The following is a 4,993-nucleotide window of genomic DNA, read 5'->3' as shown; positions in this document are numbered from 1 at the left end:
GTACTTCTATTCCCGGTGAGGCAACCAGGCGAGGGGTCTGCCATTCCACAAACCCACGGGAAGCAAAAAAGCGGCGCACTAGGGCCAGGGCTTTCGACTTGCACAGCAAGAGGTCTCTTACCCTGCCCCGGCCATGATGCAATCGATAGAAGAGGCTGTCGGAATGCTCCAGGGGATCCCGCAGCGGAGCCACCAGGCGACGAAGAGACACTGCCCGGGGAGGAGAGCGGCTGTCGTCCACGAGCACCTCGACAATGTCACCCCTGTGCGGCAGCTGCCCTCTGGCTGCAGCGATCTCGAAAAGGCCGTCCTGATTCCTTATTCTGAAGAGATCGGAGGAGGCTTCTGTCACGCGTCCACGAACACACTGCTGCCCAGCAGCAGGGGACAATTGACTCCGCTTGCCGTAAAACATAACACTCTTTTCTCCCTGTAAGATGATAACCTCGAAGCAATGCTTCCTCAGCCGCCCGGGACAAAGCCTGTGGAGTAGCAGTGGCTTCCTGAATGCCTTGCCGCACCATCTGCTTACAGATCGCCAGCCTCCCTGCCAGAGATCTGTGCCGCTGAATTCGTCGACTCACGCTGCTTGTCCAGCCGCTCTTTCACCCCTCGCACGAGAATTGGCCAGGCCACGGTGGCATCGCACAAAACTTCAGCAAACCTGCCGCCCTCTCCAGGAGAATGAAACTTCCCCCAGGAGACTCCCTCGGAATAGGTGCAGCCGCTCAGGCCACCCCCAGGAGAATGAAACTTCCCCCAGGAGACTCCCTCGGAATAGGTGCAGCCGCTCAGGCCACCCCAGTGCGCCGGCTCAGGGCATATGCGCACGCCATAGGAAAATTTCCTGAGCGGCAGCGATCTCGAGCATCTGTGCTGCAGTATCTCCAGGAAGGGACTCACCTGCTGGGCCCAGTTCCGGGGCACGCCGCCCCCAATAGTGAATATGCCCAGCCTCTCGGCCTGCAACACCCTCCTGGTGTAGGAGGCCAGATCCAGGAATGGATTGAAGGCGAACACCATCTCACTCAGAGCTTGCATAAGACCTTTTTCTTCATCTCTTTTCATGTTCTGACGCACCATCCAGCTGGCCACATCCAGGGCCAGTTCCGAATCGGTAAAGGCCGGAATGTACACCGGCACTTCTTTGAGAAAGGCGCTCCTGAGGATGCCTGGCTCCCTGGTGGAGCCTGCCAGCCACCTGCCCAACTCTCTGCAGAGCAGTTCTGAACTGAACGGCTTGTCTGTATCCAGCTTGTCGAGAATCTCGCCTATGATGCGTTCCGTCCGATCCAGGTTCTTTTCCAGTTCCAGGGTGTCGTAGATTCTGTTGTAGCCGCGCCTGTAAAGCATTTCGTCATCGAATTCTCCTCTATGCTTGAAATGGAGCATCCCTGCCGCCTCCACGAAACCGTGAGCCACCAGAGCCCCAGTGGAAACAATGATGTTTATCCAGCCCCAGTCGATCATGTCACAGATAAGCAGTCCCATTTTGGCCACTGTCATTGCTCCCGAAAAGGTGGCCACTACCAGACACTTCTCATCGGCCACCATGGCTGCCAGCACTTCAGCCGCCTCTCCGAGACTCCTGCCGGTAAAGGATGTCTTCTGCATCTGCCTGAGAAGATGGTCGAAATCCTCGGTCCGTTTGATGTCTATGGGGCTGAGCGGCTCCAGCCTATCGCTCAGACCATTGCCATAGTCAGCAGTATTTCTCCTGTTCACATTGCTCATCATGGCCTCCTGTGGTGGCAATATGATGCTCGAGTCGAGTTGCTGGCTCCCTGTCTGCATTTCCTTGTGGGCCGCCAAGGCCGCATTCTCCTGGCTGCCCGCTGAACAGGCAGCTCAACTTCGTCTTCAAGCCCGCCGTCCGAAAAAATCTGCCATGGCCATATGATCATGAGGGAATTCCCAGCCAGAACATGAAAGTGAGTGCTGACACCAGCGTTGTCAGGGATACTGCCGCAGTAGCCAGACTTGCATCACCACCTATCGCTTTGGCCATCACATAGCTCACAGTAGCGGTAGGAGAGGCAAGCAGGATGAGAGCGGGCAGCAGGTTGTGCTTGGGAATGCCCAGCATGCGGAAAAGCAAAAGTCCTACAGCTGGCAGCAGCACCAGCTTGGAGAGACTGATCGACAAGAGTGGTCTCAGATAGGTCCGAATCTTGCCGAAAGAAATGGAAGCACCTATCAGCAGAAGTGCCAGTGGCAAAGCCATGCCGCTCAATATTTGCAGACTGCGATTGAGCAGCACGGGCAGAGTAACAGCCAGCGAAGAGGAAACAATTCCCGCAGTAACTGCCAGAATTATAGGATTGAAAAGTATCTGCCTGACAACCACTGCAGGCGAGCGGCTGGCCCGGGCAGCCGAGCTGAAGGTGTGCAGCAGGGTAACTGACAGGACGTTCTGCAACAGGATAAGAAATCCCGCGAAGATGCTGGCCCGGGTAAAACCATCTTTGCCGAGAAAGTAATAACTCACTGCCAGACCCACATATCCCAGGTTGCCGTGAAAACTGCACTGCAAGAAGGTGCCCACCTGAGAACGCTGCAAGCCGACCAGGCGGAGCTGGAAAAAACCAGCCGCTATTACAATTGGCAGGGGCAGCAACATGGCTGCCACTGTGAACGGATCAAAGTACAGCGACAAGGTAATGCCAGAGACCTCATGAAATATCATGGCGGGAATGGCAACAAAATACACCAGACGATTGGCCTGCACCAGGAACCCTTCCTGGATGAAGTTGAACTGGCGAAGACAGCAGCCAAGAACGATGATTGCGAAAATAGGCAGGATGGTTGTCAGCATCTGTTGCATGAATTTCCGCCACTCACTGAAGCCGGATACCTTCGCTGGTGTTGGCTTCTGATAGCTTTTTTGCGGCGGAATGTCCAACAAAAATTGACCATGGCGAATTTTTGTTTTTTGACTTGCAGTGGCAGACAAAATAACTTATGCTTCCGCAATTTTTGGGAGTAATCTTCCTGGCATGCTCTAGAAAAATAGATGGTATGGTCCTTTGAAGCTGAAACCTTGTGAAGGGGAGGAGCAAACAATGCCAGTTCTTTCTGACGATGAAATTCCTGTGGAAGATCATGAAGATTTGCTCGAGCAAGACCTGGATCCAGCTGCTGACCTTGAACTGCTGGAGCAGGAGGCGGAGAGGCAGACAATAAACGTAGCGGGCCTGTCTGAAGAGCAGCTGCGAGCCAAGCTTGCTCGAATTGACGCCGACACAGGGCTCGCCTACTCACTGGATGGCAAATTTGCCGTCGGTGATATCATAAGACATGCCGTGTTCGGCCCTGGTATTGTTGCCCGGCAATTGAGTCCCAAAAAGATAGAAGTGGTCTTTCAGGATAGCAAGAAAGTACTGGTCATGAACTATCGGCCTGCGGTTGACCGGCATACTGCGACAATCTAGGAAGCAGACTCGATTTGCCGGGGGCAGCTGTCACCCGCTGCCGCAGGCAGGCCAAAACTGTTTCTCCACTGGACATTGCCTGCTGCTTTTGCTATTTAGTCATTGGGGTCGGGACGTGGCTCAGTCTGGTAGAGCGCTGCGTTCGGGACGCAGAAGTCGCTGGTTCGAATCCAGTCGTCCCGACCAAATAAGCCCCACCTATGCTTCGGGTGTCAATTCCCCAACCTTTCAGCCAGGCGGTGCAGTTGCTTACCCAGTGGGCTGTTATCGTCGATCTCGATGACTTCCGCTTCCTCGAAATCGGGACATACCGGACGATTTCCCTCGAACTTCTTCTCCTCCACGAGATCGCGGCAGGAAGGGAAATCCACATTCGCCAATAGCTCTTCCACAAATGGTTCAAAAGCCTCGTCGTTCAGGCAAATGCCAAATTCTGTTGTCTCCTCCACAGACGCGAGCAGATAGCCGCTACAATCAAGACAGCTTCTCTCCATTTCTCTCCACCTCCCCGCTACAACCTGGAGAAAGGTCTGATCAATCAGTACAGAAACCTTCTTTCAGTTCCCTCTTCATCGGGACAATTACTGCAACGAAGGAAGAGGTTGGCAAGATTGCTACTATTGACCCGCCTTTCAGTTCCCTCTTCATCGGGACAATTACTGCAACATAGCATCACAAATAAGGCTTGTTGCCAACACGAATCTTTCAGTTCCCTCTTCATCGGGACAATTACTGCAACATCACCCATGGTGACGACGATGAGCAAGTAGATGTCTTTCAGTTCCCTCTTCATCGGGACAATTACTGCAACTGGTCAGGCAGTCGTCAGCGGACTACATCTGTATACTCGCTTTCAGTTCCCTCTTCATCGGGACAATTACTGCAACCTGAAAGACACGTTCGTCAAGGTCCGTGACAGTAATACTTTCAGTTCCCTCTTCATCGGGACAATTACTGCAACTTGCAGTAAACATGATTGGAATTGTGCTTTCCATACCTTTCAGTTCCCTCTTCATCGGGACAATTACTGCAACTTATCTTGTGCGAGGGAAGCTGAAAGCAGAGGAAATCCTTTCAGTTCCCTCTTCATCGGGACAATTACTGCAACTCAAAAGTAAAAATGGTGTAGTGAAAATTGAGGCTGTCTTTCAGTTCCCTCTTCATCGGGACAATTACTGCAACTGACTATATTAGAGATGCCACCTAAGCTCGATAGGCGCTTTCAGTTCCCTCTTCATCGGGACAATTACTGCAACCTTGTAGCGCATGTTTACGACTCTTCTGGTGGTGAGCTTTCAGTTCCCTCTTCATCGGGACAATTACTGCAACTCCCTCTCTGCCTATAATGATTGGACACTCACCCCATGATAAATTAATGTAGCAAGAAGGGGGCGAGAGAGGAAGGCAGAGGTGATAAATGCAAGAGTTGGAGAAGAAACTATGGTTGATATTATCAGCAGTCAGGAAGTAAGCCAAAAGCGGCAGTTTGGAAATAGACCACCAGTGAGGCAAGAGGCAGGAGGATGTCGTAGCCCAATATAGAGGGGCACAAGTAAGGCGTA

General features: G+C 52.6%; 5 protein-coding genes, 1 tRNA gene and 1 CRISPR repeat array. Of the genes, 2 read left to right on the top strand and 4 right to left on the bottom strand.

Annotated elements, in window-relative coordinates; all coding sequences use genetic code 11:
* From JRI89_16860 to JRI89_16850, 3 genes are all read right to left on the bottom strand, one after another.
* Positions 1 to 415: hypothetical protein (locus JRI89_16860; GenBank protein ID MBW2072902.1), on the bottom strand; the 415-nt coding region annotated here is incomplete at its 3' end.
* 113 nt (positions 416 to 528) lie between these two features.
* Positions 529 to 1,737, bottom strand: a complete 1,209-nt coding sequence (locus JRI89_16855) for a deoxyhypusine synthase family protein (protein MBW2072901.1) — start codon at positions 1,735 to 1,737, stop codon at positions 529 to 531.
* A 163-nt stretch (positions 1,738 to 1,900) separates the two neighbouring features.
* Complete coding sequence (locus tag JRI89_16850; GenBank protein MBW2072900.1) at positions 1,901 to 2,824, bottom strand: AEC family transporter; 924 nt, start codon at positions 2,822 to 2,824, stop codon at positions 1,901 to 1,903.
* A gap of 238 nt (positions 2,825 to 3,062) precedes the next feature.
* Between JRI89_16850 and JRI89_16845 the strand changes: the two genes are divergently transcribed.
* Both JRI89_16845 and JRI89_16840 read left to right on the top strand, forming a co-directional pair.
* A complete protein-coding gene (locus JRI89_16845) occupies positions 3,063 to 3,431 on the top strand; it encodes a hypothetical protein (GenBank protein ID MBW2072899.1) in 369 nt (122 codons plus the stop codon).
* Between the two features lie 109 nt (positions 3,432 to 3,540).
* Positions 3,541 to 3,617, top strand: a tRNA-Pro gene (locus JRI89_16840).
* Positions 3,618 to 3,643: 26 nt separating this feature from the next.
* On the opposite strand, the gene JRI89_16835 is transcribed toward JRI89_16840, so the two are convergent.
* Complete coding sequence (locus JRI89_16835; protein MBW2072898.1) at positions 3,644 to 3,925, bottom strand: hypothetical protein; 282 nt, start codon at positions 3,923 to 3,925, stop codon at positions 3,644 to 3,646.
* Between the two features lie 60 nt (positions 3,926 to 3,985).
* Positions 3,986 to 4,760: direct repeats of the CRISPR family, unit length 37 nt; unit sequence CTTTCAGTTCCCTCTTCATCGGGACAATTACTGCAAC.
* Between the last annotated feature and the right edge of the window lie 233 nt (positions 4,761 to 4,993).

It is taken from the genome of Deltaproteobacteria bacterium, from assembly GCA_019309045.1.
Taxonomy (GTDB): Bacteria; Desulfobacterota; Syntrophobacteria; order BM002; family BM002; genus JAFDGZ01.
This window is presented reverse-complemented; position numbering and strand designations above follow the sequence as displayed.

Coding starts and splice junctions, on each gene's coding strand:
- JRI89_16855 (MBW2072901.1), bottom strand. CDS start 1,737: ATGATGAGCAATGTGAACAGGAGAAATACTGCTGACTATGGCAATGGT.
- JRI89_16850 (MBW2072900.1), bottom strand. CDS start 2,824: ATGCAACAGATGCTGACAACCATCCTGCCTATTTTCGCAATCATCGTT.
- JRI89_16845 (MBW2072899.1), top strand. CDS start 3,063: ATGCCAGTTCTTTCTGACGATGAAATTCCTGTGGAAGATCATGAAGAT.
- JRI89_16835 (MBW2072898.1), bottom strand. CDS start 3,925: ATGGAGAGAAGCTGTCTTGATTGTAGCGGCTATCTGCTCGCGTCTGTG.